The organism is Hydrogenophaga sp. (genome assembly GCF_051858985.1).
Taxonomy (GTDB): Bacteria; Pseudomonadota; Gammaproteobacteria; order Burkholderiales; family Burkholderiaceae_C; genus Hydrogenophaga.
Genome location: NZ_JBHYGM010000001.1, coordinates 656535 through 676160 on the forward strand (window position 1 = coordinate 656535; position 19626 = coordinate 676160).

Here is a 19626-nt window from a genome sequence, read left to right on the forward strand (position 1 = left end):
GTGTTCCCGAGTCATGTACATTCGTTCCTCAGCCGAGAATCCAACCGGATTTGAGGCAGTGAGTTCGAATCCTGGGTCGGAAAGCCGCCCAAAAGTAAAAAGAACGACTGCCTTTGAACGCCTTTGGCTATCGCCAAGTGGCCTTGACCTCGATATGCTGTCGATTTGAACCCTCTTAATACCGCGCGCCAGACATGAGTATTTTTGTAATTGATGACCATCCGCTGATGCGGGAAGCGGTCGTCATGCTGCTACGTCGCCTGAGGGCATCCACCCAGGTGGTCGAGCTGGAGCGTCTGGCTGCGGTGAGCAAGGCGATTGCCGAACACGGTGAGCCCGAACTGGTCTGCCTGGACCTGAAATTGCCCGACACCAACGGCGTCTCAGGCGTGCGCGAAGTGCGCCAGATGCTGCCCGACACGTCGCTGATCGTGCTCTCCGCGTCTCCATCCTCCGACTACGAGGACCTCGCCCGCGAAGCCGGTGCGGATGCCTACGTGGAGAAATCAGCAGGGGCGGCCCAGATCGCCAAGGTGTTGCGGGAATTCCTGGCCGAAGAGGTGGAGGACGAGAATGCGCCCACCATTCCGGAGAAGCTCTCCAAGCGGCAGAAACAGCTGCTGGTGATGCTGGACCGGGGCCTGAGCAACCGCGACATCGCCGAACAGCTCCAGATCAGCGAGCACACCGTCAAGGTTCACCTGTGGCGCCTGTTTCGCCGGCTCAACGTCAAGAGCCGCTCGCAGGCCAGCCATCTGGCTCGCACCGCGGGTCTACTGGACCTCTGAGCGTCCCGGCTCGGTCGTTCCGACCGGCTCCTGCTGCGTGAATGCAGGCAGCATCACGCGAAACACACTCCCGCGGCTCGCTTCCGAGTTCAGGGACAGCTGGTAGCCCATGAGCGAGGTGAGCTTGGACACGATGGTCAGGCCCAGTCCCAGGCTGTCCTCCGTGCCCTGGTGCTGCGACACGCGGAAGAACTCCTGGAAAATCGCCTGCTGGTGTTCGCGCGCAATGCCGACACCGGTGTCCCACACCTCGAACACGAGCATGCCCTCGCGCCGGCGCAGGCCCAGCAACACGCCCCCCTGGTGCGTGTGACGCAACGCGTTGGACAGCAGGTTGCCCAGGATGCGGCGCAGCACCACGGGATCGGACCAGATGGTGCACGGCTTCGCGTAGGTCCGCAGCCGAAGCGATTTTCCTTGAGCCACCGGCTCGAACTGAAGCGACAGATCGGCAAACAGTTGGCGGACATCGACGTGCTGCAGACGCACCTTGTAGTTGCCGGCATCGATGCGCGTCAGATCGAACAACGAGTCGAACAGTTCGTTGATCGCACGGGTCGACTGCAGGATGCGCGGCGCGATGTCGCGGGCCATTTCGGGCTCGGTGGCCAGCCAGTCAGCGTAGAGGCTCAGCGCGTGCACGGGCTGGCGCAGGTCGTGCGCGGCCGAAGCCAGGAAACGGTTCTTGGTGGCCACGGCACGCAGGGAGGCGCGTGTCTGCAAGGTGAGTGAATCGATGAGTTCCTGGTTGGAGAACTGCAGTTCGAAACTGGAGCGGTGCACATCATGGAGCCGCCGGCCCGCCATCACCAGCAAGCCCCAGAAGACCAGCAACAGCGCCATCAGCACCAACCCCACCTGGATCGTGCCGGGGCGGTCGAAATGGCGAATGGTGTTGGTCAGCAGCGCCACGGTCACTGCAAGAACAAGCGTGCCCGCGTAGTGGCGGAACACCGGCAGGTAGGCACTGAACGAGGTCAGCGTGAGCAAGGCATGGCCCAGCACCACCAGCCCGCAAATGAACTGCACGGCATGCGGCGCCTGCAGATAGGTCAGGATCACCGGCCCACCCCACAGGAATGCCGATGCGGTCCAGGTCCATCGGTAACGCTCAAGGAAGTCGAGTCGCTGCGGGCCTTCCTGGCTGTCGTACCGAAGTCGGTAGATCCCGATCAGCCGGTACCGGTAGACCAGCATGGCCAGCGTGAGCAAGGCCCAGGTGCCCAGGCCCCACGGTTGCACATGTCCCGACATGGTGTACACCAGCAGCGGCAATGCCAGCGCTGTGGCCAGCAGCGACGGGCCCAGGTTGTCCATGAGCACGCCGATGAGGTGGGAGACGACCCAGGTATCCCGCACTTCAGGCGAGGCGGGCACGTGCTGGTAGGTGGCAGGTTGGGTGTCGACGAGCATGAAGGGCCACGGAGGCGGGCACAGGTTCGCGCATTGTCTCACCGGCCGCGGCCGGGCCGGGCACAGAATGCAGCAAGAAGCCTCCTGCTAGAATCGCAGGCTTCGAACACGGAGAGGTGGCAGAGTGGTCGAATGCGCGGGACTCGAAATCCCGTGTACGTTTTCAACGTACCGTGGGTTCGAATCCCACCCTCTCCGCCAGACCCCTGGACAGCGGCTCTGGTTCGACTCAATAGGCCAGGATTTCCACTCGCCGGTTTCTGGCTTCCGACGCGCCAGCGCCGGGCGAAACCAGCGGTTTCCTGTCGCCGAAAAACTGCAGTTCGATGTCGCCGAGCGAAGAATCGCCCGCACGCAACAGGTTGGCCGCCGCCTCGGCCCGCTCGGCTGACAGTTTCATGTTGCGAGCGGATGAGCCGGTGGCGTCGGCGTGACCGAACACGGTGATGCTGGTGGGCTTTCTCTCGCGCACCGCAGCCAGCACGGCGGGCAGCTGGGACCTCGACTCCTCGGTCAGTTCGGTCTTGTCCAGCAGGAAGTACAGGGTGAACCTCAGGGGCATCGGCGCCTGAAGCCGGATCAGTTCGCCATATTCCCTGTTCAACGCGGCGCGGTCCACGGAGCCTGCCTTCAGCGGCGCTGCGGTGGCCGATTCCACGCTGGTGAAGGTGAAGCCGCCGTCGAGGGGCTGCGAACCGGACGAAGACGACACCGTGACGGCGCCCACCTTGCCATCGTCGTCAGGCAGCAGGACAACAGTCGTCCGTGGCGCTGGATGCGGCTGGGTGGCGCATCCCCCCAGCACGGCACCGATGATGAGAATGGCGGCTCCGAGACGCGCGAATCGCGTACTGATGGCGCTCATGGGCGGGGCTGGCCCGCGTCGACGATGAAGCGGGTGCCGCGAACGCCGATGGTGGCGATGGGCGTGGCCACCTTCACCGCTTCGGGCGACAGCTTGCCGATCATGCCGGACGAATAGATCGCGGCCCCCTTCGCGAGGTAGACGAAGAAATCGTACTTTTCCCGCTTGGGCTCGAAGGTGTAGTCGCGCACCTGGATGTCCGCAGAAGGTCCGACGGTCATCACCGTACCGTCCTTGAACACGATGCCGGCCGAGGAGTTGGTGCCTGAGACGATGCGATCCGAAACAAACAGCTGCGTGCCGGATCCTGCATCCACCAGGGCGTCCTTGCGCGCCACACTGATGTCGCCGGAAACGCTTTTCAAGGTCGCCACCGGGGCGTCGTTCGCGCGCGCATGGCCCACCGCACCCAGCGCGGCCGAGAGCCCCATGGCCGCGAGCAGGCATGTGCGCGACACGGGGAGGAAAGAAATGCGGTGGACTGTGGGCATGGGAGCGACCTGGAGTGAGCGATGCAGCGCAGCTTAGAAGTGCACCCCGGGTGCCACTGTGCGTTGGCGCACACAGCGCGCGCGCATCGCTTTTTTAAGCGCGTTCAGGCCAAATCCATCACGCTTGCCACATGCGATCGGGCCCTCCCGCCCACAAAAAACCCCGCGATGCGGGGCCTTCTGCAGTGCCGGGAGCCGTCTTCAGGCCGCCGTGAGGCGATCGAGTCCACCCATGTAAGGACGCAAGACCTCGGGCACGGTCACACTGCCGTCCGCGTTCTGGAAGTTCTCCAGCACTGCCACGAGCGCGCGCCCCACGGCCAGTCCCGAGCCATTGAGCGTGTGCACCAGCTCGTTCTTGCCCTGGGCGTTCTTGAAACGGGCTTGCAGCCGGCGCGCCTGGAAGGCTTCGCAGTTGGAAACCGAGCTGATCTCGCGGTACGTGCCCTGCGCTGGCACCCACACCTCCAGGTCGTGGGTGCGCGTGGAACCAAACCCCATATCGCCAGTGCACAGCACGATCACGCGGTAGGGCAGACCCAGCTTCTGCAGGACGGCCTCGGCGTGCCCGGTCATGGCATCCAGCGCCTCATAGCTCTTCTCCGGATGCACGATCTGCACCATCTCCACCTTGTCGAACTGGTGCTGGCGGATCATGCCCCGCGTGTCGCGCCCTGCGCTGCCGGCCTCGGAGCGGAAGCACGGCGTGTGCGCGGTCATGCGGATCGGCAGCTCGGATTCGGCCAGCACCGTGTCGCGCACGGTGTTGGTCAGCGTGATCTCGCTGGTGGAAATGAGGTAGAGCGCCTGCGTGTCGGGCACGGGTTCGCTTTCCTGGCCGCCCTTTTTCACGGCGAACATGTCGCCCTCGAACTTGGGCAGTTGACCAGTGCCCAGCAGCGTTTCGGCGTTCACGATGTAGGGCGTGTAGCACTCGGTGTAACCATGCTCCTGCGTTTGCACATCCAGCATGAACTGGGCGAGCGCGCGGTGCAGGCGGGCAATGGGACCGCGCATGAAGGTGAAGCGCGAGCCCGCGAGCTTGGTGCCGGTTTCGAAGTCGAGCCCCAGTTGCTCGCCGATGTCGACGTGGTCGCGCAGCTCGAAATCGAATGTGCGGGGCGTGCCCCAGCGCCGCAGTTCCACGTTGCCCTGCTCGTCGCTGCCCACCGGCACGCTTTCGTGGGGAAGGTTCGGCACCGACAACAACATCGCCTGCAGCTCGGCCTGAATCGCCTCCAGCCGGACACCCGATGCCTCGAGCTCGGCCTTGAAAGACGCCACCTGGGCCATCACGGCATCTGTACTTTCGCCCCTGGCCTTGAGCTGGCCGATCTGCTTGGACAGTGTGTTGCGCTGGCTCTGCAGGTCTTCGGTGCGGGTCTGCAGAGCCTTGCGTTCGGCTTCCAGCGCCCGGAAGGCGGCCACGTCCAGATAGGGCTGGGGCTGCTTGCGGGTTTCCAGGCGCGCCACGACGGCGTCGAGGTCTTTTCTGAGTTGGACGATGTCTAGCATGCGGCGATTGTAGTTTTGCGCCCTGAACAGGACGCTCGCGCGTCAGCGCAGATGCTGGAGCGGAGCGGTGTCGCCGCCTTCGGACTTGAGTCCCTTGGGCAGCGGGAACTTGATGGTTTCCGTCAGGCCGTCCATGGTGCGCACGGAGATGGCACCCAGCGCCTTGATGCGATCGATCACCTGGCGCACCAGGATTTCGGGTGCCGAGGCGCCAGCGGTCAGGCCCACGCGGCGTTTGCCCACGAACCACTCGGCCTTGAGCTCGTCGGCGCTGTCCACCATGTGGCTGGCGGTGCCCAGCTTGATGGCGACCTCACGCAGGCGGTTGCTGTTGGAACTGGTGGGACTGCCGACCACGATGACGATGTCGACCTGCGGACTGAGCAGCTTGACGGCGTCCTGTCGGTTCTGGGTGGCATAGCAGATGTCCTGCTGCTTGGGTTCGCGCACCTGCGGGAAACGCGCCTTGACCGCGCTCAGGATCTGCGCGGCGTCATCCACCGACAAGGTGGTCTGCGTGACCACCGCCAGCTTCTGCGTCTGCCCTGGCGACACGTGCGCCACGTCCCGCACGTCTTCCACCAGGTGGATGCCGCTTTCCAGCTGACCCATGGTGCCTTCCACTTCCGGGTGACCCTTGTGGCCGATCATGATGAACTCGAAGCCCTCGCGGTGCAGCTTGGCCACTTCCACATGCACCTTGGTCACCAGCGGGCAGGTGGCGTCGAACACGTGGAAGCCGCGCTGCTTGGCCTCCTGCTGGATGGCCTTGCTCACACCGTGGGCGGAGAACACCAGGGTCGCGCCGGGCGGCACCTCGGCGAGGTCCTCGATGAAGATGGCCCCCTTGGCCTTGAGGTCGTTGACCACATAGGTGTTGTGCACGATCTCGTGGCGCACATAGATGGGCCGGCCGAACTTGGCGATGGCGCGCTCAACGATCTCGATGGCGCGGTCCACACCCGCACAGAACCCGCGCGGCTCGGCCAGAACGATCTCTTGGGAATCCGGCATCACAGCACTCCGATCAACTGCACTTCGAAGCGCACAGGCTGGCCCGCCAGCGGGTGATTGAAATCGAACAGCACCGCGCCGTCCTCGCGCACCTCCACGGCGGAGCCGGCATAGCTGCCCAGTCCATCGGGCGTGGGGAACTGCACCACGTCACCCGCCACGTACTGCTCGTGCGGATCGCCCAGTTCGTTGAGCAGCTTGCGCGCCACCCACTGCACCATCTCGGGCTGCCGATCGCCAAACGCTTCGCCCTCGTCGAGCTCGATCACGGTCTGCGTGCCCTCCTCCAGGCCCATCAGCCGTTGTTCGATCGCCGGCGACAGCTCGCCCGCGCCCAGGCTGAGCGTGGCCGGCTGGCCGCCGAAGGTGTCGATGATCACCTGGCCCTGCGGTCCTGACATGCGGTAATGCAGGGTCAGGAAGGAGCCTTCTTGGACGTGGGGCATGGGAGGGGGAGTAGTGGCAACAAGGCCTATTGTAAAAAGCACGCTCCAACAGGGAGAAAAACAGGATGGAAGGCCTTTTGACACCCGGGCTCAAGAGCCTGCCCAGCGACATGCGCCCGCGCGAAAAGCTGCTGGCGCGCGGCCCGTCGGCGCTCAGCGACGCCGAATTGCTGGCGCTGCTGCTGCGCACCGGCATCCCCGGCAAACACGTGGTGCAGCTCGCCCAGGAACTGCTGGACCGCTTTGGCGGCATGGGCGGCCTGCTGAACACCGGCGCCGATGCGCTGCGAGAGATCAAGGGTCTGGGCCCGGCCAAGCGGGCCGAAATGGTGGCGGTCCTGGAGCTGGCGCGCCGTGCACTGGCGCACCGGCTGCAGCAAAGCCCGGTGTTCGACAGCCCCCAGGCGGTTCGCGACTACCTGCAGTTGCAGTTGGGCGGACGGCACCACGAGGTGTTCGCGGTGATGTTCCTGGACAACCAGAACCGCCTGATCGCCCTGGAAGAACTGTTTCGCGGCACGCTCACGCAGACCAGCGTCTACCCCCGCGAAGTGGTGCTGCGCGCCCTGCACCACCACTGCGCGGCGGTGGTGCTGGCCCACAACCATCCCAGTGGCGTAGCGCAGCCGTCCCGTGCCGATGAAACCCTCACGGCCACTCTCAAGGCGGCGCTGGGGCTGGTGGACGTGCGCGTGCTCGACCACTTCATCGTCACGCGCGAGCGCGCGGCGTCCATGGCGGAAATGGGGTTGGTGTAAGCGGGCGACCTCGCTTTCAATCACCCACAAGTTGTCGTGAGGTCCGCCGAGCAGATCAGCGGCAACATGGGCTACTCTGCTCGAACAGGACGGGCTTGTATTCGTGCGCCTGAAAATACCGCCCTGAGACCAGTCCCGCAGGTCCCTCGCCAATCACCGCTACCTTGCGCAACTCCGAATACGGAGGCTAGGCGGGCGAATGGGGGCGCGAAGCGGCAAGCGGCGTGCCGGCGGCGGGCCCTGGTGCGCAACAACCAGCGCTGCCTTGCAGGTAATGGCGAAAGTCCCTGTGCTGTCGGGCGTCTGGTCTCCAGGCATGCGCCGCATTTCCCGATGCAGCCACGCTGTTGGCCACTTCGGCCGTCACGTGGAGCTGTTCGGCCAGGATAGCCGCGTACTGCGGCGATTTCCCGACAACGACAGCGCCGTGTCCCTGCATGCCGCAGGCGTTCGCACCCGCGGGCAGCATTGCCTCGGCGACTCTTCGCGCCAGATCCTCGCTGCCGGGCGGGGCCCAGCCGGCGACAGGAATGGACCCATCAGCGTCGCAGCCCAGCAGTCCGCCGCCAATGGCGTAGAAAGCAGGGATGGCTGTACCGGCCGCACAGGCCGCCACGACCGGCGCGGCATGCGTATGGATCGCCGTCTTGCCTTCATCCCAATGAGGACCCTCCACGAGTTGGAGCAACATGCCGGTCTCGATCGATGGCTTCGGTTGACCGCTGAATACTGGGGCCGCAGTTTGTGCGTCGATCACGACAAGGTCGGCGGGCTGAGCCGACGATCCTTTTCCCGATGCGGTCACCAACACCCATTTCTCGCCCTGAGGCCCGGCGACGCACATGGCGGCATTGCCGCTTCCCATCGTGTTGACATGCCGCGTGGTCAGGGTGGAGACGGCGGTGCACAGGCTGCGACGATGCGCAAGGTCCGCATCGTCGCAATGCTTTTCGCCGAGAGCCAACGGTGCCGGCGCTGCGCTCCTGCGGCCGGCGAGGAAGCCGCCCGAGAACAAGGCTGTTCCTGCGCCAACGAGAAGGCCAAGTGAGCGGTAAGAAAAGGGCATGGGATGTCGTTGAAATGGGGCAGGACACTGCAGCCAATCGCAGCCAGGCACATGTCGCAGAGCTGCTCAAGCAGGCTGGCGACTGGCCGTCATCAGCGTAGAAATTTCGGCGCCATTTTAGGGTAAGCCGTCAACCAACCACGCCCATGCGCAGCGCACGCTGCGAGAGACAGGGCACCTTGGGGCTGGCGGGGTTCTGGCTGACGATGCTCAACCGCGCCGATCCCCATTCCAGCGCCGACCATGCGTTCACCGACTCGGAGATCCAAGCGCTGGGCGGCCTGCAACCAGACAAAGACAGCGGTGTTGCGGGGGTCAAAGCCGGTCTCACTCGCTCACTGACATCGTCATCACGCTACGCATTGCCGGAAATCCTGTCGGTCATTGAAAGGCGACAATGCCCAAATGAAAGTCCGCACGCTGGCTGAGCTCAAGGCATTCAAACGCGCCATGGCAGAACAGGCCGCCGCCCACGCCGCGCGCGACGATGCCGAACGCCTGCTGAAACTGCGCCGCGAGCGCGAGCAGAAACTGTTTGCGCTCGCCGTCGGGCCGGTGCAACCGCTGGCCGACAAAGGGCGCATACCGCCGCGCCGCGTGCCGGTCGATCCGCAGCCCGTCCAGCGCCTGCGCGACGAAGCCGCCGTGATGCGCGAAGCCCTGTCCGACGATTTCGACGTCGAGACCCTGCTGCACACCGACGACATGCTGAGCTACCGCCGACCAGGGCTGGGCCCGGCGGTGGTGCGCAAACTGCGCGAAGGCGGGTGGAGCATCCAGCGCCAGATCGACCTGCACGGCCTGCGCGTCGACGAGGCGCGCGAAGCGCTGGGCCGATTCATTCGGGAGGCCCACCAGAACGGCCTGCGCTGCGTGCGCGTGGTGCACGGCAAGGGTCTGGGTTCGCCGGGGCGCACACCGGTGCTCAAGCAGCGCGTGCTGCGCTGGCTGGTGCAGAAGAACGAAGTGATGGCCTTCGTGCAGGCGCGCCCGGCGGAGGGTGGCGCTGGTGCCCTGGTGGTGCTGCTGCGCCCGGGGTGAGCAGCGCTCAGGCCGAACCGACCGGATAGCGGTGCTCCGGCAGGCCAGGCACATCGACCTGTACGGCCAGCACGCTGCCCGCCAGCGGTTCGGCGCGGAGTTGCGTGCGGCTGAGGAACTTGCGTGCCGTGGTGATGTACAAGGTGCGCAGGTCAGGGCCGCCCAGGCAGACGCAGGTGGGGTTCGTGACGGGGAGTTCGATCACGCGGTCGACCGTGCCCGATGGCGTGTAGCGGACCACGCGAGCACCCGCGAAGATCGCGTTCCAGACGAAACCCTCGGCGTCCACGCAAGCGCCGTCCGGCCGGTCGCGCGGCCCGCTGTGGTCCACGAACACCCGCCGGTTCGACAACACACCAACCTTGGGGTCCATGTCGAACTGCCAGGTGACATGGCGCCGCGTGTCGGAAAAATAAAGCCGGTCCTGCGCAGGCGAAAACGCCACGGTGTTGGAGACGATCACGTCGCCGAACAGGTGATGCGCCTGTCCCTGTGGGTCCACGCGGTAGAAGGCGCCCTGGGGCCGGTGCAACTGGTTGTCCATCGTGCCCACCCAGAAATTTCCCGCGGCGTCACAACGTCCGTCGTTGAGCCGGTTGTCGTTCTCTGCGGGTTCGACCTGGCACACCAACCGCAGCGAGCCGGTCCCCATGTCGAACAGGTACAGAGCGAGATCGAGCGCGAGCAGCACGCAGTTTGCCCGCCGGGTCAGGGCCAGGCAGCCCACGAAACGCGCATCAAAGCCAAAGACGTCGTGCCGGCCAGTCGCCGGGTGGAAGCGCTGCAGCTTTCCCCCGTCGATGTCCAGCCACAGCAGGGACTGCGTCTGGTCGCACCACAAGGGCGTCTCTCCCAGGAGGTCCTGACCCGGGACCGCGCAGACCGGGCTCATCGGCGGGCCACCGCGCGGCCGGTGGAAGCCTTTTCGGCGACGTTGCCCCAGGTTCCCACATTTGCCGACTTCAGCAGCGGCGAGGCGTTCGACGCCAGCGCGAGTTCCTCGGCGGCTCGCAGCAAGGCAGGTCCGAACTGCAGCATCCGCTTCAAGCCCAGCCGCATGGTGGGCCCGGCGATGACGATCACGCCCGACGTTGCTTCCTCTCCTTTGTGGATGGGCGCAGCCATCGAACTCATGCCCGGGGCATAGGCGTCCTGGATGATGCTGAAGCCGCGCTTGCGGTGCTCGTCCAGCGTCTTGAGGAAAGCCCGTACGCTGGTCGGCGCGTTGGGGCCGTAATGCTTGGGAAGGCCCAGGCCCTGACGCGTCACGTATTCGATCGCGACATCTTCGGGCAGTGTCATGAGCCAGGCCTGTCCTGCCGCGCTGCAGGACAGGCGGAGGTCAATGCCCATGTCGGGGTCGTACAGCAAGCCGGACTTCGCACCTTGCGCCTTCGCCACCAGGGTCAGGCGTTCGCCATCGACGATGGCCAGGCGAACGAGTTCCTCGGTGGCGGCGGCCAGCCGGCTGATCACGGGTTGAGCGATGTCCACGACGCCGGACTTGCCGAGAAAGCTCAGGCCCATCGAGGCCATCTTGGTCGTCAGCGCATATTCGCCGCGCACGGGCAACTGCCGCACGTAGCCGAATTTGATGAGTTCCTGCAGCGTGCGATGGCAGCCGCTGCGCAACTGGTTGAGCTCGGTCGCAATCTGGGCGAGGCCCACGCCGTCGGGGTATTCGGTCAGGTACTCGAGGATGGACAGGGACTTTTCAAGTGCGCCACTCATGACCTGCCTTTGTTGAAATCGTTCATTTTTTGAATGGTATATTTTTATTGAACGACATTCAACTTTATGGCAGCATTCGCCACCTTGAAACGCAACGAACAAAGGTCGGCAGGCAATGTCTCTTCTAGGAAATGCAGCGCTCGCCATGTGGTGGGACATGGCCGCCGACCAGCGCTCAGAGTTCGAGCACTGGCATTCGCACGAACACTTCCCGGAACGCATGGCCATCCCCGGTTTTCGCCGCGGCACCCGCTGGGCCAGTGCCACCGGCGGTGAAGGCATCTTCCAGATGTACGAGCTTGACGACTACGGTGTGGTCCAGTCGGCTGCCTACCTGGAGCGGCTGAACGCACCCACGCCGTGGTCCACCCGGATGATGCCGCACCACCGCAACATGGTGCGCAGCCAGTGCCGTGTGCTGGCGTCTGCAGGCGGCGCAGTGGCCAGGCATGCGCTCACCATTCGCCTGTCGCCCGGGCCCGACTCGCACGCGCGTCTGCAGGTCGCTCTCTCGGATCGTCTGAACACGCTTGCCGCGCAGCCAGGCCTGGTGGGTGCGCACCTGTTGCGCCACGAGACGCCCCCGATTGCCACCACGCGCGAGCAGCAGATTCGTGGCAGCGACCGCGTGGCGGACTGGGTGCTGGTGATCGTGGGCTACGACCTGGATGCGCTGCGCACCGTGCAGACCACCGAATTTTCAGCGACGGCCCTCCAGGCGCTGGGGGCTGATGGCGGCGCGCTGGGCGAACTCCACGAGCTCTGCCATTCCGCGGCAAGGGCAGACGTCACCTGACGCGCACGGATTTCATTGCGGCCCATGGGCCATTTTCACCAACCAGGAGACAAGTCATGAAGGTTCGTCATTGGATGCTGGCCGCCACGCTGGCGGCAGTCGTTGCAGGCGCCCAGGCGCAGTCCCAGGAGCGGATCATCCGTTTCGGGCACGTGGTGCAGCCTGGTCACCCCATCTCGCTGGGAGTGCAGAAGTTCGGTGAGATCGTCTCCGCCAAGACCGGCGGCAAGATCAAGGTGCAGGAGCTTGGCGGCGGCACGGTGGGCGGTGAAGCCCAGCAGTTGAGTGCCGTGCAGGGCGGCGTTCAGGACATGACCCTGCCCTCGGCCACCATCATGGGGGGTGTCATCAAGGAGTACACGCTGCTGGACATCCCGTTCTCCTTCACCAAGGCGGAGCAGGTGGATGCGCTGGTGGCAGGCCCATTCGGGCAGGCGCTGGGCGCCAAGCTGGCCGACCGCGGCATGGTGGGGCTGGCTTTCTGGGAAACCGGCTTTCGGAATTTCACCAACAGCCGCAAGCCGATCGTGAACGTGGAAGACCTCAAGGGGCTCAAGCTGCGCGTGATTCCCAACCCCATGTTCCTTGAGAGCTTCGGCGCACTGGGCGCCAACCCCGTTCCCATGCCGTTCCCGGAGCTGTACGGCGCGCTCGAATCCAAGGCGATGGACGCGCAGGAGAATCCTTTCTCCGTGGTGCTCACCAGCAAGTTCAATGAGGTCCAGAAATACCTCAGCGTGACCAACCACGTCTACACCGCCAACCCCGTGGTGATCAGCAAGCGCACCTGGGATCGACTCACGCCCGACGAGCAGAAGATCGTGCGTGAAGCGGCGGTGGAAGCCGGTGAATTCCAGAAGAAGCTCAGCCGGGAAGCGGCAGGGAGTGCGCGCAAGGAACTCGAGGCCAAAGGCATGCTGATCAACGACGTGCCACCGGCCACGCTGGCAAAGATGCGCGACCTGACCAAGCCGGTGGCGGACAAGTTTGCGGCCTCCTACGATCAGGCGATCGTCACGATCTACCGTACGGAGATCGAAAAGGTGCGCGCCAGCATCAAGTAACACGCGGGTGGGCCAGGCTGCGATAAGCTCATCCCTCATGCGGCCACGGTGGCCCGCTTGAGGAACCCACATGAGCCTGTCCACCCTGCGCGTGGTGTTTGTTTTCACGGCCGACGACCAGTCCTGGATCCGGCGGTCGTCGGTCACAGTGCCCCAGTTCTGGAACGGGCATTCCGTACCGCCGGTTCGCGGTGACGTGGTCCGCTTCCAGGGGCGCCAGTTCACCATCCAGGGACGTGTGTGGGAGCACGACGGCGAGGCACCCACGCTCAAGCTGTACATGGGCGCGGCGCACGCACCGAGCGACACCGACTTCGGCTCGCTCTGAGCCGCCCTCAAGCCGGGGTGTTGCGCATCCAGTCTGCGGTCTGGAAGAAGCTGGTGCGCAAGCGCTCGCGCAAACCCGCATCCACACCGGTTTCGCCCATCGCCTGGTCCATGCAGGCCAGCCACTGGTCGCGCTCAACGATGCCGATGGCAAACGGCATGTGGCGCATGCGCAGGCGCGGGTGGCCGAATTGCTCGGTGTAGTGCTGCGGGCCACCCATCCAGCCACACAGGAACCAGAACAGCCGTTGGCGCGCGTTGTCCAGTGTGCTGCCGTGCGCGGCGCGCAGTTCCCGGTAGCCGGGTTCGATGTCCATGAGGTCGTAGAAGCGATCGACCAGCGCGCGCACCTTGTCCTCGCCACCGATCCATTCGAACGGGGTGTCGAAACGCGTGGGTTCCTGCGGCTTGTGGATCGGGATGTTCATGCCGCCGCCTTGCGCAGGGTCTCGACCACGGGCGTGCGCAGCACGCTGCGCAAACCCCACCAGCCCGCCATGAGGGCAAGCACCGCACCCGCGATGGCCCCACCCAGCGGTACCCAGGGAGAGGCGGTCCAGGCAAACTCAAATACGAAGCGGGCCAGCGCCCAGCCCACCGCCACCGCCACCACGGAGGCGAGGAAGCCGGCGAGCAGTCCAACACCCAGCAGCTCGATGCGCTGCACCTGGCGCAGCAGTTTCGAACCCGCGCCGACCGCACGCAGGATGGCGAATTCGCGCTCACGCTCGCCGCGGGTGGCGGTGATGGCGGCCAGCAGCACCACCAGGCCGGCAGCGAGCGTGAAGGCGAACAGGAACTCCACCGCACTGATCACCTGCCCGAGCACGCGCTGCACCTGTGCGATGGTCTGGCTCATGTCGACGTTGGTGATATTGGGAAACTGGCGCACCAGGGCGTTGTCGAAGCTGGCGCCGGCGGCACTCGCGCCGTCGGGCGCGCGAAACGCGCTGATGAAGCTCACCGGCACATCGGGCACGTTGGCCACCGGGAACACCACGAAGAAATTCACCCGCATCGAGGCCCAGTCGACCTCACGCAGGCTCGTGATCCGGCCTTCGGTCAACTGCCCTCCGATGTCGAAACCCAACCGATCGCCGAGCTTCAGGCCCAGCGTCTCGGCGAGTCCGGCCTCCACGCTCAGGGCGTCGGCTTCGTTGTCGGTCCATCGACCCGCCACCACTGGATTGTTGTCGGGCAGCGTCGCGGTGTTGGAAAGATTGAACTCGCGGTCCACCAGTCGCGCGGCCCTGTCGTCGGGGTAATCCTCCGGCTTGACCGCCGCGCCATTGATGCTGACCAGACGTCCTCGGATCATGGGGTACCAGTCAAAGCGCTCCACGCCCGCGCTGCGCAGGGTCTGCTGGAAGGCCTCGCCCTGCTCGGGCTGCACGTTGATCACGAAACGGTTGGGAGCGTCGGGCGGTGTGGCGTTGCGCCAGCTCGAAATGAGGTCGGTGCGCAGCAGCACCAGCAGCACCAGCGCCAGCAGTCCGACCGACAGCGCACTGATCTGTACCACCGCGTAGGCCGGGCGGGCGGAAAGCTGGCGTGTGGCCATGACGAGCGCGCGCGGTGCCGTGGCTTCGTTGACGCTGGCACGCAACAGGCGCACGGCCACATAGCTGGCCACGGCAAACAGCAGCACCGCCGCCGCAAAGCCACCCACCGCGATGCCACCAAGCAGCAGGTCGCGGCTGGCCGCCAGCAGCAACGCGGCAAAGCCGGCCATGCCCAGCGCCAGCACCGCCAGCGTGGCGGGCTTGAGCTGACCCACATCGCGGCGGATCACGCGCAGGGGTGGCACCTTGGCCAGCTGCAGCACCGGTGGAAGACCAAATGCCATCATGAGCGTGAGGCCCATGCCCAGACCCAGGAGCACGGGTGTGATGCCGGGCGGCGGCAGGCTGGCCTCCACCAGTCCGGCGAGCAGCACCACGAACACATGGTGCACCGCATAGCCGATGGCCACGCCCAGCGCACTGGCCAGCAGGCCGACCAGCGCAAACTCCAGCGTGTAGGCGCGCGCCATGGTGCCTTGCGACAGGCCGAGCACGCGCAGCATGGCGCAATCGTCCAGGTGCCGCTGCGCGAATCCGCGCGCCGCAATGGCCACGGCCACCGCACACAGCAGCGCAGCCAGGAGGGCAACGAGATTGAGGAACTTCTCGGCGCGCTCCAGCGTTTGCTGCATCTCGGGCCGACCGCCTTCGAGCGACTCGAGCCGGATGCCGCGGACACCGGGCTTGGCCAGCTCGGCCTGTGCCCACTGGTTGTAGCGGGCCACCCGCGCTTCGTCGCCCACCACCGCGAGGCGGTAATTGAGGCGGCTGGCGGGTTGCACCAGGCCCGTGGCGGGCAGGTCCGCGTTGTTGATCATCACGCGCGGCGCAAAGGACATGAAGCCGGCGCCCCGATCGGGCTCAACCACGATGATGCGGCCGATGGTGAGCGACGAATCGCCCAGCAGCAGGGGCTGCCCCACCTGCAGGTTCAGGGAGACCAGCAGCGCGGCGTCCACCCAGGCCGTGCCGGGGGCGGGAATCTCCCGGGTGGGCGCATCCGCGCCGGTGGGCGACTCGGCCACGCGCAGGGTGCCTCGCAGCGGATAACCGTCCCCCACGGATTTCAGCGCGACGAGCCGCGCCGCGCCGCCCTCTTCCTCGCGCGCACGGCCCATGGTGGGAAAGCCCAGGGTCTGCACCACCGTCAGGCCCAGGTCGCGCGCCTGCTGTTCGAAGGCAGGTGGCGGCGTGTTGTCGCTGCTGATCACCACATCGCCGCCAATCAAGGCACGCGCGTCGCGGGACAGCCCGCCCTGGAGACGGTCGGCGAAGAAGCCCACCGCCGTGAGTGCCGCCACCGCGAGCGTCACCGCGAGCATGAGCAGCCGCAATTCGCCGGCGCGCCAGTCGCGCACCAGGGAGGACCAGCCCAGGGTCCAGAAGCGGATGGGCAGCGAGACGATGGGCTTTGTCATGGTGTGCGGTTGGAGCGGCGCCGCTCGATCTGGTTCACTTGGTACCGAAGATGCGGTCGCCAGCATCACCGAGGCCGGGCACGATGTAGCCGTGCTCGTTCAGGCCGCGATCCACCGCAGGGGTGTAGACCGGGACGTCGGGGTGCGCATCGTGGAACGTCTTGAGACCTTGCGGACAGGTAACCAGGCAGACGAACCGGATCGAGCGCGGGCCGGTCTTCTTCAGGCGATCCACCGCGGCCACCGCCGAGTTGCCGGTGGCCAGCATCGGGTCGAGCACGATGACGTCTCGCTCGTGCATGTCCTGCGGCATCTTGAAGTAGTACTCCACCGCCTGCAGCGTGGCCGGGTCGCGGTACAGGCCGATGTGGCCCACGCGAGCGCCGGGGATGACCTGCAGCATGCCGTCGAGAAAGCCATTGCCGGCGCGCAGGATGGACGCCAGCACGATCTTCTTGCCATCGATCACGCGCGACGTCATTTTCTCCAGCGGGGTCTCGATCTCGATCTCTTGCATGGGCATCTCGCGCGTGAGTTCATAGGCCAGCAGCGCACTGAGCTCCTGCACGAGTTCGCGGAAATTCTTGGTGCTGGTGTCCTTGCGGCGCATCAAGGTGAGCTTGTGCTGCACCAGCGGGTGGTTGATGACGTGGACGTCTCGGCTCATGGGGCATCTCGGTGAAGGGACACCGAGTTTATGCCCGCCGGGATTTTCGGCGCCTCAGGAGGGGCTGGCAGCGCGCTCGCGGGTCACTGGCGGCGCCGGCGGCACGGCATCCAGCACCAGCCGCTGCGGATTCGCGTAGCAAAGGAAGTGCTTGTTGGTCGCACGGCCGATCGCACACAGGCCCACGCGCTGGGCCACGTCCAGCCCCATCTGCGTGATACCGCTGCGCGAAACCACCACCGCCACGCCCATCTGGGCCGACTTGATCACCATCTCGCTGGTGAGGCGGCCGGTGGTGTAGAAGATCTTTTCGCCCGGCGGCAGGGCGGGCTGCAGCGACATCCAGCCGGCGATCGTGTCCACCGCGTTGTGGCGACCCACGTCTTCCACGAACAACTGCAGGTCTTCGCCGCAGAACAGCGCACAGGCGTGCACCGAGCCGGCCGACTTGTAGGTGCTCTCCTTGAGCCGGATCGCGTTGACGATGGCGTAGAGCTGCGACTGCTTCAAACTGGCTTCGGGCGGCAGACGGATGCTGTCGATCTCGTCCATGAGGTTGCCGAACACACTGCCCTGGCCACAGCCGGTGGTCACCACGCGCTTCGACGTGCGCTCCTCGATCTGGTCGATGCCGTGGCGGGTCTTCACCGAAGCGGCATTCACATCCCAGTCCACCGTGACGGATTCGATCTGGTCCACCGACGCAATCAACCGCTGGTTGAGCAGGTAACCCAGCACCAGCCATTCGGGGTGCGCGCCGAGCGTCATGAGCGTCACGAGTTCTCGCTTGTCCACGTACACGGTCAGGTCGCGTTCGGCCGGGATGAACACGGTCTCGCGCTGGCCATGCTGATTCATGACCTCGACTTCGCGGGTCAGCGGCGCACGGGCCTGGGTGAGTTCGGGAAAAGGCATGAAACGAAGACTACCGCATGAAAAAGGCCGCCACCCGAAGGTGCGGCCCTGGCAAGGCCCCCGCTGGGTTTATCCGGCCTTGTTCGACCGGCTCACTTCTTGGGAGTGGGCAACGTCACGGCAGCGGGGATGTTGGTGTTGGGAGGGCCTTTGGACGTTTCCGCCGGGGAGTGCGCGCCAGCGGCTTCGATTGGCTTGGGGGGCGAGTACGCAAAAGGCCCAGGGTCTGCACAGGGAGGTGCCGGCACCGCCGGGCTCACGGTCTTGCCGGTGGACGCAGCGGTCTTGAAATAATTGCTCGCCGCCTTGTCCATCGCCGCGCAGAGCTTGTAGGCGTCGACCTTGGAAGCCCAGGCGGTGCGGGCAGCGGTCTCTGCGGCCTTGGCTTTGGCTTCCTCGGTGAGTGGCGGGGGCGCGGGCAGCTTGGCGTGGGCGGCGAATGCCAGCAGCAGGGAGAGGCACAAAAGGCTGCGTTTCATGGAGATTGTCCTTGTCTCTTTTGTTCAGGAAGCGTCAGGCCTTGACGGCGCGCGTGGCGTCGGCGGCATCTTGCGCATTCACCGGACCACTGCTGCGTTGCGCCGGGATCTTGCCGGCCTTGATGTCGTCGTACCAGAGCTGGTGGTGCTCCTTGGCCCAGGTCTCGTCCACATAGCCCGTTCTCATGGCCGTGTAGGCGCCCTTCATGCCGATGGTGCCCAGGTAGATGTGGCCCATGAAAAGGCACATCATGAGCACCGCAGCGGTGGCGTGGATCATGTGGGCCCACTGCATGTTGCCGCGGGTGTATTCCACCGCTGGCACCAGCTTGTCGAGGAACAGGCCGGAGCCCACCACGATCAGGCCGAACAGGAACACACCTGCCCAGAACACCACCTTCTCACCAGCGTTGAAACGGTGCGAGGGCACTTCCTGGCCGCTGAGCATACCGCCGCCCTTGAGCAGCCAGGTGAGGTCGCCCTTGGCCGGAAGGTTGTCCTTGATGAAGGTGACGATGATGATGACCAGCGAGACGGCGAACAGCGGTCCGGCGAAGTTGTGCAGGTTCTTCAGCGCATAGGTGAGCCAGCCGAACAGCGTGCTGCCCATGATAGGCAGCAGAAAGAACTTGCCGAACGCCATGATGATGCCGGAGATGGCCAGTGCCACGAAGGCAATGGCGTTGAGCCAGTGCGCGGCGCGTTCCAGGTAGGTGAAACGCTCGATGACGCGGCCGGTTGGCTGGCCATGCACATCGATGGCGCCCTTGGCGAAGTAGAACAAGGCGATGGCGACCATCACGATCAGCAGCAGCGATCCGCCGTAGGGAATGATCCAGTTGTTGCGCACCTGGCGCCAGGCCTCGCCCGCGCTCGTCATGCGGGAACCGGGGTATTGAACCACCGGCTGGATGAGGTTGCCGGCTTCGAGGTACGGCAGGCTGGTGGTGCCCGTCACGCCTTTGCCCACGTCACGCCACATCGGCGCGTTGTTGCCGGGCTGGACCTTGCCGCGCTCGGCGTTGTTCTGCTCGCCGTACTTGGGGTCGGTGCTGGCGTCCGGCCCGATCTCGAAGATGTTGGCGCTGCGAATGCCGCCCTGCTGGGCCGGCTGCGTCGCTGCGGGCGCCGGGTCTTCCTGCGCGGGCTCCACCTTCAGGGCCTGGGCGCTGGCCCAGCCGGCGCTGAGCGCCAGCACGGTGGCCGACCAGAAGACCGGCGATGCCATGCGGCGCAGGCCACGTGTCAACAACGAAGTGGACATGGTTCG

The 19626-nt window shown here is 65.5% G+C and carries 22 protein-coding genes and 1 tRNA gene; 8 read left to right on the forward strand and 15 right to left on the reverse strand.

Features of this window, described 5'->3' with window-relative positions:
- Positions 1–194: 194 nt before the first annotated feature.
- Positions 195–788: a LuxR C-terminal-related transcriptional regulator gene (locus ACTIEY_RS03165; protein WP_086122810.1), complete on the forward strand. Its 594-nt coding sequence runs from the start codon at positions 195–197 to the stop codon at positions 786–788.
- Here ACTIEY_RS03165 and ACTIEY_RS03170 read toward each other — a convergent pair.
- Positions 774–2201, reverse strand: coding sequence for a sensor histidine kinase (locus ACTIEY_RS03170; protein ID WP_439517646.1), 1428 nt, complete (start codon positions 2199–2201; stop codon positions 774–776). The two genes, ACTIEY_RS03165 and ACTIEY_RS03170, sit on opposite strands and share 15 nt — an antisense overlap.
- Before the next feature lie 110 nt (positions 2202–2311).
- Between ACTIEY_RS03170 and ACTIEY_RS03175 the strand changes: the two genes are divergently transcribed.
- Positions 2312–2402: transfer RNA gene (locus ACTIEY_RS03175), tRNA-Ser, on the forward strand.
- 28 nt (positions 2403–2430) lie between these two features.
- Here ACTIEY_RS03175 and ACTIEY_RS03180 read toward each other — a convergent pair.
- From ACTIEY_RS03180 to ACTIEY_RS03200, 5 genes are all read right to left on the reverse strand, one after another.
- Entirely contained in the window at positions 2431–3066 is a 636-nt protein-coding gene (locus tag ACTIEY_RS03180) for an OmpA family protein (protein WP_439517647.1), read from the reverse strand.
- A complete protein-coding gene (locus ACTIEY_RS03185; RefSeq protein ID WP_439517648.1) occupies positions 3063–3557 on the reverse strand; it encodes a FecR family protein in 495 nt (164 codons plus the stop codon). The genes ACTIEY_RS03180 and ACTIEY_RS03185 overlap by 4 nt, the downstream gene beginning before the upstream one ends.
- 201 nt (positions 3558–3758) lie before the next feature.
- Complete coding sequence (serS, locus tag ACTIEY_RS03190; protein WP_439517649.1) at positions 3759–5072, reverse strand: serine--tRNA ligase; 1314 nt, start codon at positions 5070–5072, stop codon at positions 3759–3761.
- A gap of 42 nt (positions 5073–5114) precedes the next feature.
- Positions 5115–6086: a 4-hydroxy-3-methylbut-2-enyl diphosphate reductase gene (gene ispH / locus ACTIEY_RS03195; RefSeq protein ID WP_439517650.1), complete on the reverse strand. Its 972-nt coding sequence runs from the start codon at positions 6084–6086 to the stop codon at positions 5115–5117.
- Positions 6086–6532, reverse strand: coding sequence for an FKBP-type peptidyl-prolyl cis-trans isomerase (locus tag ACTIEY_RS03200; RefSeq protein ID WP_439517651.1), 447 nt, complete (start codon positions 6530–6532; stop codon positions 6086–6088). Before ACTIEY_RS03200 ends, ispH begins: the two co-directional genes overlap by 1 nt.
- Before the next feature lie 65 nt (positions 6533–6597).
- Here ACTIEY_RS03200 and radC point away from each other — a divergent pair, with 65 nt between their 5' ends.
- Positions 6598–7290, forward strand: a complete 693-nt coding sequence (radC, locus tag ACTIEY_RS03205; RefSeq protein WP_439517652.1) for a RadC family protein — start codon at positions 6598–6600, stop codon at positions 7288–7290.
- Between the two features lie 187 nt (positions 7291–7477).
- Here the strand turns inward: radC and ACTIEY_RS03210 are convergent, their stop codons facing one another.
- A complete protein-coding gene (locus ACTIEY_RS03210; RefSeq protein ID WP_439517653.1) occupies positions 7478–8356 on the reverse strand; it encodes a class II aldolase/adducin family protein in 879 nt (292 codons plus the stop codon).
- Positions 8357–8502: 146 nt separating this feature from the next.
- Here ACTIEY_RS03210 and ACTIEY_RS03215 point away from each other — a divergent pair, with 146 nt between their 5' ends.
- Together ACTIEY_RS03215 and ACTIEY_RS03220 are read left to right on the forward strand one after the other, a co-directional pair.
- Complete coding sequence (locus ACTIEY_RS03215) at positions 8503–8784, forward strand: hypothetical protein (protein ID WP_439517654.1); 282 nt, start codon at positions 8503–8505, stop codon at positions 8782–8784.
- Complete coding sequence (locus ACTIEY_RS03220) at positions 8762–9397, forward strand: Smr/MutS family protein (RefSeq protein ID WP_439517655.1); 636 nt, start codon at positions 8762–8764, stop codon at positions 9395–9397. The genes ACTIEY_RS03215 and ACTIEY_RS03220 overlap by 23 nt, the downstream gene beginning before the upstream one ends.
- A 7-nt stretch (positions 9398–9404) precedes the next feature.
- On the opposite strand, the gene ACTIEY_RS03225 is transcribed toward ACTIEY_RS03220, so the two are convergent.
- Positions 9405–10289: an SMP-30/gluconolactonase/LRE family protein gene (locus ACTIEY_RS03225; RefSeq protein ID WP_439517656.1), complete on the reverse strand. Its 885-nt coding sequence runs from the start codon at positions 10287–10289 to the stop codon at positions 9405–9407.
- The gene (locus ACTIEY_RS03230; RefSeq protein WP_439517657.1) at positions 10286–11128 is read right to left on the reverse strand and encodes an IclR family transcriptional regulator; all 843 of its coding nucleotides are present in this window, start codon (positions 11126–11128) and stop codon (positions 10286–10288) included. The genes ACTIEY_RS03225 and ACTIEY_RS03230 overlap by 4 nt, the downstream gene beginning before the upstream one ends.
- 115 nt (positions 11129–11243) lie before the next feature.
- On the opposite strand from ACTIEY_RS03230, the gene ACTIEY_RS03235 reads away from it, so the two are divergent.
- The 3 genes from ACTIEY_RS03235 to ACTIEY_RS03245 all read left to right on the forward strand — a co-directional run bounded on the left by ACTIEY_RS03235 (position 11244) and on the right by ACTIEY_RS03245 (position 13316).
- Positions 11244–11924 carry a hypothetical protein gene (locus ACTIEY_RS03235; RefSeq protein ID WP_439517658.1) on the forward strand — a complete coding sequence of 227 codons (681 nt, stop codon included), beginning with the start codon at positions 11244–11246 and terminating at the stop codon, positions 11922–11924.
- Between the two features lie 56 nt (positions 11925–11980).
- The gene (locus tag ACTIEY_RS03240; RefSeq protein WP_439517659.1) at positions 11981–12988 is read left to right on the forward strand and encodes a TRAP transporter substrate-binding protein; all 1008 of its coding nucleotides are present in this window, start codon (positions 11981–11983) and stop codon (positions 12986–12988) included.
- Between the two features lie 70 nt (positions 12989–13058).
- Positions 13059–13316, forward strand: coding sequence for a hypothetical protein (locus tag ACTIEY_RS03245; RefSeq protein WP_439517660.1), 258 nt, complete (start codon positions 13059–13061; stop codon positions 13314–13316).
- A 7-nt stretch (positions 13317–13323) separates the two neighbouring features.
- Here the strand turns inward: ACTIEY_RS03245 and ACTIEY_RS03250 are convergent, their stop codons facing one another.
- The 6 genes from ACTIEY_RS03250 to ACTIEY_RS03275 form a co-directional block, all read right to left on the reverse strand.
- The gene (locus ACTIEY_RS03250) at positions 13324–13743 is read right to left on the reverse strand and encodes a group II truncated hemoglobin (RefSeq protein ID WP_439517661.1); all 420 of its coding nucleotides are present in this window, start codon (positions 13741–13743) and stop codon (positions 13324–13326) included.
- A complete protein-coding gene (locus tag ACTIEY_RS03255) occupies positions 13740–16295 on the reverse strand; it encodes an ABC transporter permease (protein ID WP_439517662.1) in 2556 nt (851 codons plus the stop codon). The genes ACTIEY_RS03250 and ACTIEY_RS03255 overlap by 4 nt, the downstream gene beginning before the upstream one ends.
- A 34-nt stretch (positions 16296–16329) precedes the next feature.
- The gene (upp, locus tag ACTIEY_RS03260; RefSeq protein WP_439517663.1) at positions 16330–16962 is read right to left on the reverse strand and encodes a uracil phosphoribosyltransferase; all 633 of its coding nucleotides are present in this window, start codon (positions 16960–16962) and stop codon (positions 16330–16332) included.
- 54 nt (positions 16963–17016) lie between these two features.
- Entirely contained in the window at positions 17017–17877 is an 861-nt protein-coding gene (locus ACTIEY_RS03265; RefSeq protein ID WP_439517664.1) for a formate dehydrogenase accessory sulfurtransferase FdhD, read from the reverse strand.
- A 92-nt stretch (positions 17878–17969) separates the two neighbouring features.
- Positions 17970–18356 carry a hypothetical protein gene (locus tag ACTIEY_RS03270; protein WP_439517665.1) on the reverse strand — a complete coding sequence of 129 codons (387 nt, stop codon included), beginning with the start codon at positions 18354–18356 and terminating at the stop codon, positions 17970–17972.
- Positions 18357–18390: 34 nt separating this feature from the next.
- Positions 18391–19584, reverse strand: coding sequence for a formate dehydrogenase subunit gamma (locus ACTIEY_RS03275; protein WP_439518261.1), 1194 nt, complete (start codon positions 19582–19584; stop codon positions 18391–18393).
- Positions 19585–19626: the final 42 nt, after the last annotated feature.

Excerpts from the sequence above, each read along its gene's own strand:
- ACTIEY_RS03185 (WP_439517648.1), bottom strand. The coding sequence starts at position 3,557 with ATGCCCACAGTCCACCGCATTTCTTTCCTCCCCGTGTCGCGCACATGC.
- ACTIEY_RS03215 (WP_439517654.1), top strand. The coding sequence starts at position 8,503 with ATGCGCAGCGCACGCTGCGAGAGACAGGGCACCTTGGGGCTGGCGGGG.
- ACTIEY_RS03235 (WP_439517658.1), top strand. The coding sequence starts at position 11,244 with ATGTCTCTTCTAGGAAATGCAGCGCTCGCCATGTGGTGGGACATGGCC.
- ACTIEY_RS03225 (WP_439517656.1), bottom strand. The coding sequence starts at position 10,289 with ATGAGCCCGGTCTGCGCGGTCCCGGGTCAGGACCTCCTGGGAGAGACG.
- ACTIEY_RS03220 (WP_439517655.1), top strand. The coding sequence starts at position 8,762 with ATGAAAGTCCGCACGCTGGCTGAGCTCAAGGCATTCAAACGCGCCATG.
- ACTIEY_RS03200 (WP_439517651.1), bottom strand. The coding sequence starts at position 6,532 with ATGCCCCACGTCCAAGAAGGCTCCTTCCTGACCCTGCATTACCGCATG.
- ACTIEY_RS03170 (WP_439517646.1), bottom strand. The coding sequence starts at position 2,201 with ATGCTCGTCGACACCCAACCTGCCACCTACCAGCACGTGCCCGCCTCG.
- ACTIEY_RS03230 (WP_439517657.1), bottom strand. The coding sequence starts at position 11,128 with ATGAGTGGCGCACTTGAAAAGTCCCTGTCCATCCTCGAGTACCTGACC.
- ACTIEY_RS03165 (WP_086122810.1), top strand. The coding sequence starts at position 195 with ATGAGTATTTTTGTAATTGATGACCATCCGCTGATGCGGGAAGCGGTC.
- ACTIEY_RS03275 (WP_439518261.1), bottom strand. The coding sequence starts at position 19,584 with ATGGCATCGCCGGTCTTCTGGTCGGCCACCGTGCTGGCGCTCAGCGCC.
- ACTIEY_RS03240 (WP_439517659.1), top strand. The coding sequence starts at position 11,981 with ATGAAGGTTCGTCATTGGATGCTGGCCGCCACGCTGGCGGCAGTCGTT.
- ACTIEY_RS03270 (WP_439517665.1), bottom strand. The coding sequence starts at position 18,356 with ATGAAACGCAGCCTTTTGTGCCTCTCCCTGCTGCTGGCATTCGCCGCC.
- ACTIEY_RS03250 (WP_439517661.1), bottom strand. The coding sequence starts at position 13,743 with ATGAACATCCCGATCCACAAGCCGCAGGAACCCACGCGTTTCGACACC.
- ACTIEY_RS03245 (WP_439517660.1), top strand. The coding sequence starts at position 13,059 with ATGAGCCTGTCCACCCTGCGCGTGGTGTTTGTTTTCACGGCCGACGAC.
- serS (WP_439517649.1), bottom strand. The coding sequence starts at position 5,072 with ATGCTAGACATCGTCCAACTCAGAAAAGACCTCGACGCCGTCGTGGCG.
- radC (WP_439517652.1), top strand. The coding sequence starts at position 6,598 with ATGGAAGGCCTTTTGACACCCGGGCTCAAGAGCCTGCCCAGCGACATG.
- upp (WP_439517663.1), bottom strand. The coding sequence starts at position 16,962 with ATGAGCCGAGACGTCCACGTCATCAACCACCCGCTGGTGCAGCACAAG.
- ACTIEY_RS03210 (WP_439517653.1), bottom strand. The coding sequence starts at position 8,356 with ATGCCCTTTTCTTACCGCTCACTTGGCCTTCTCGTTGGCGCAGGAACA.
- ACTIEY_RS03255 (WP_439517662.1), bottom strand. The coding sequence starts at position 16,295 with ATGACAAAGCCCATCGTCTCGCTGCCCATCCGCTTCTGGACCCTGGGC.
- ACTIEY_RS03180 (WP_439517647.1), bottom strand. The coding sequence starts at position 3,066 with ATGAGCGCCATCAGTACGCGATTCGCGCGTCTCGGAGCCGCCATTCTC.
- ispH (WP_439517650.1), bottom strand. The coding sequence starts at position 6,086 with ATGCCGGATTCCCAAGAGATCGTTCTGGCCGAGCCGCGCGGGTTCTGT.
- ACTIEY_RS03265 (WP_439517664.1), bottom strand. The coding sequence starts at position 17,877 with ATGCCTTTTCCCGAACTCACCCAGGCCCGTGCGCCGCTGACCCGCGAA.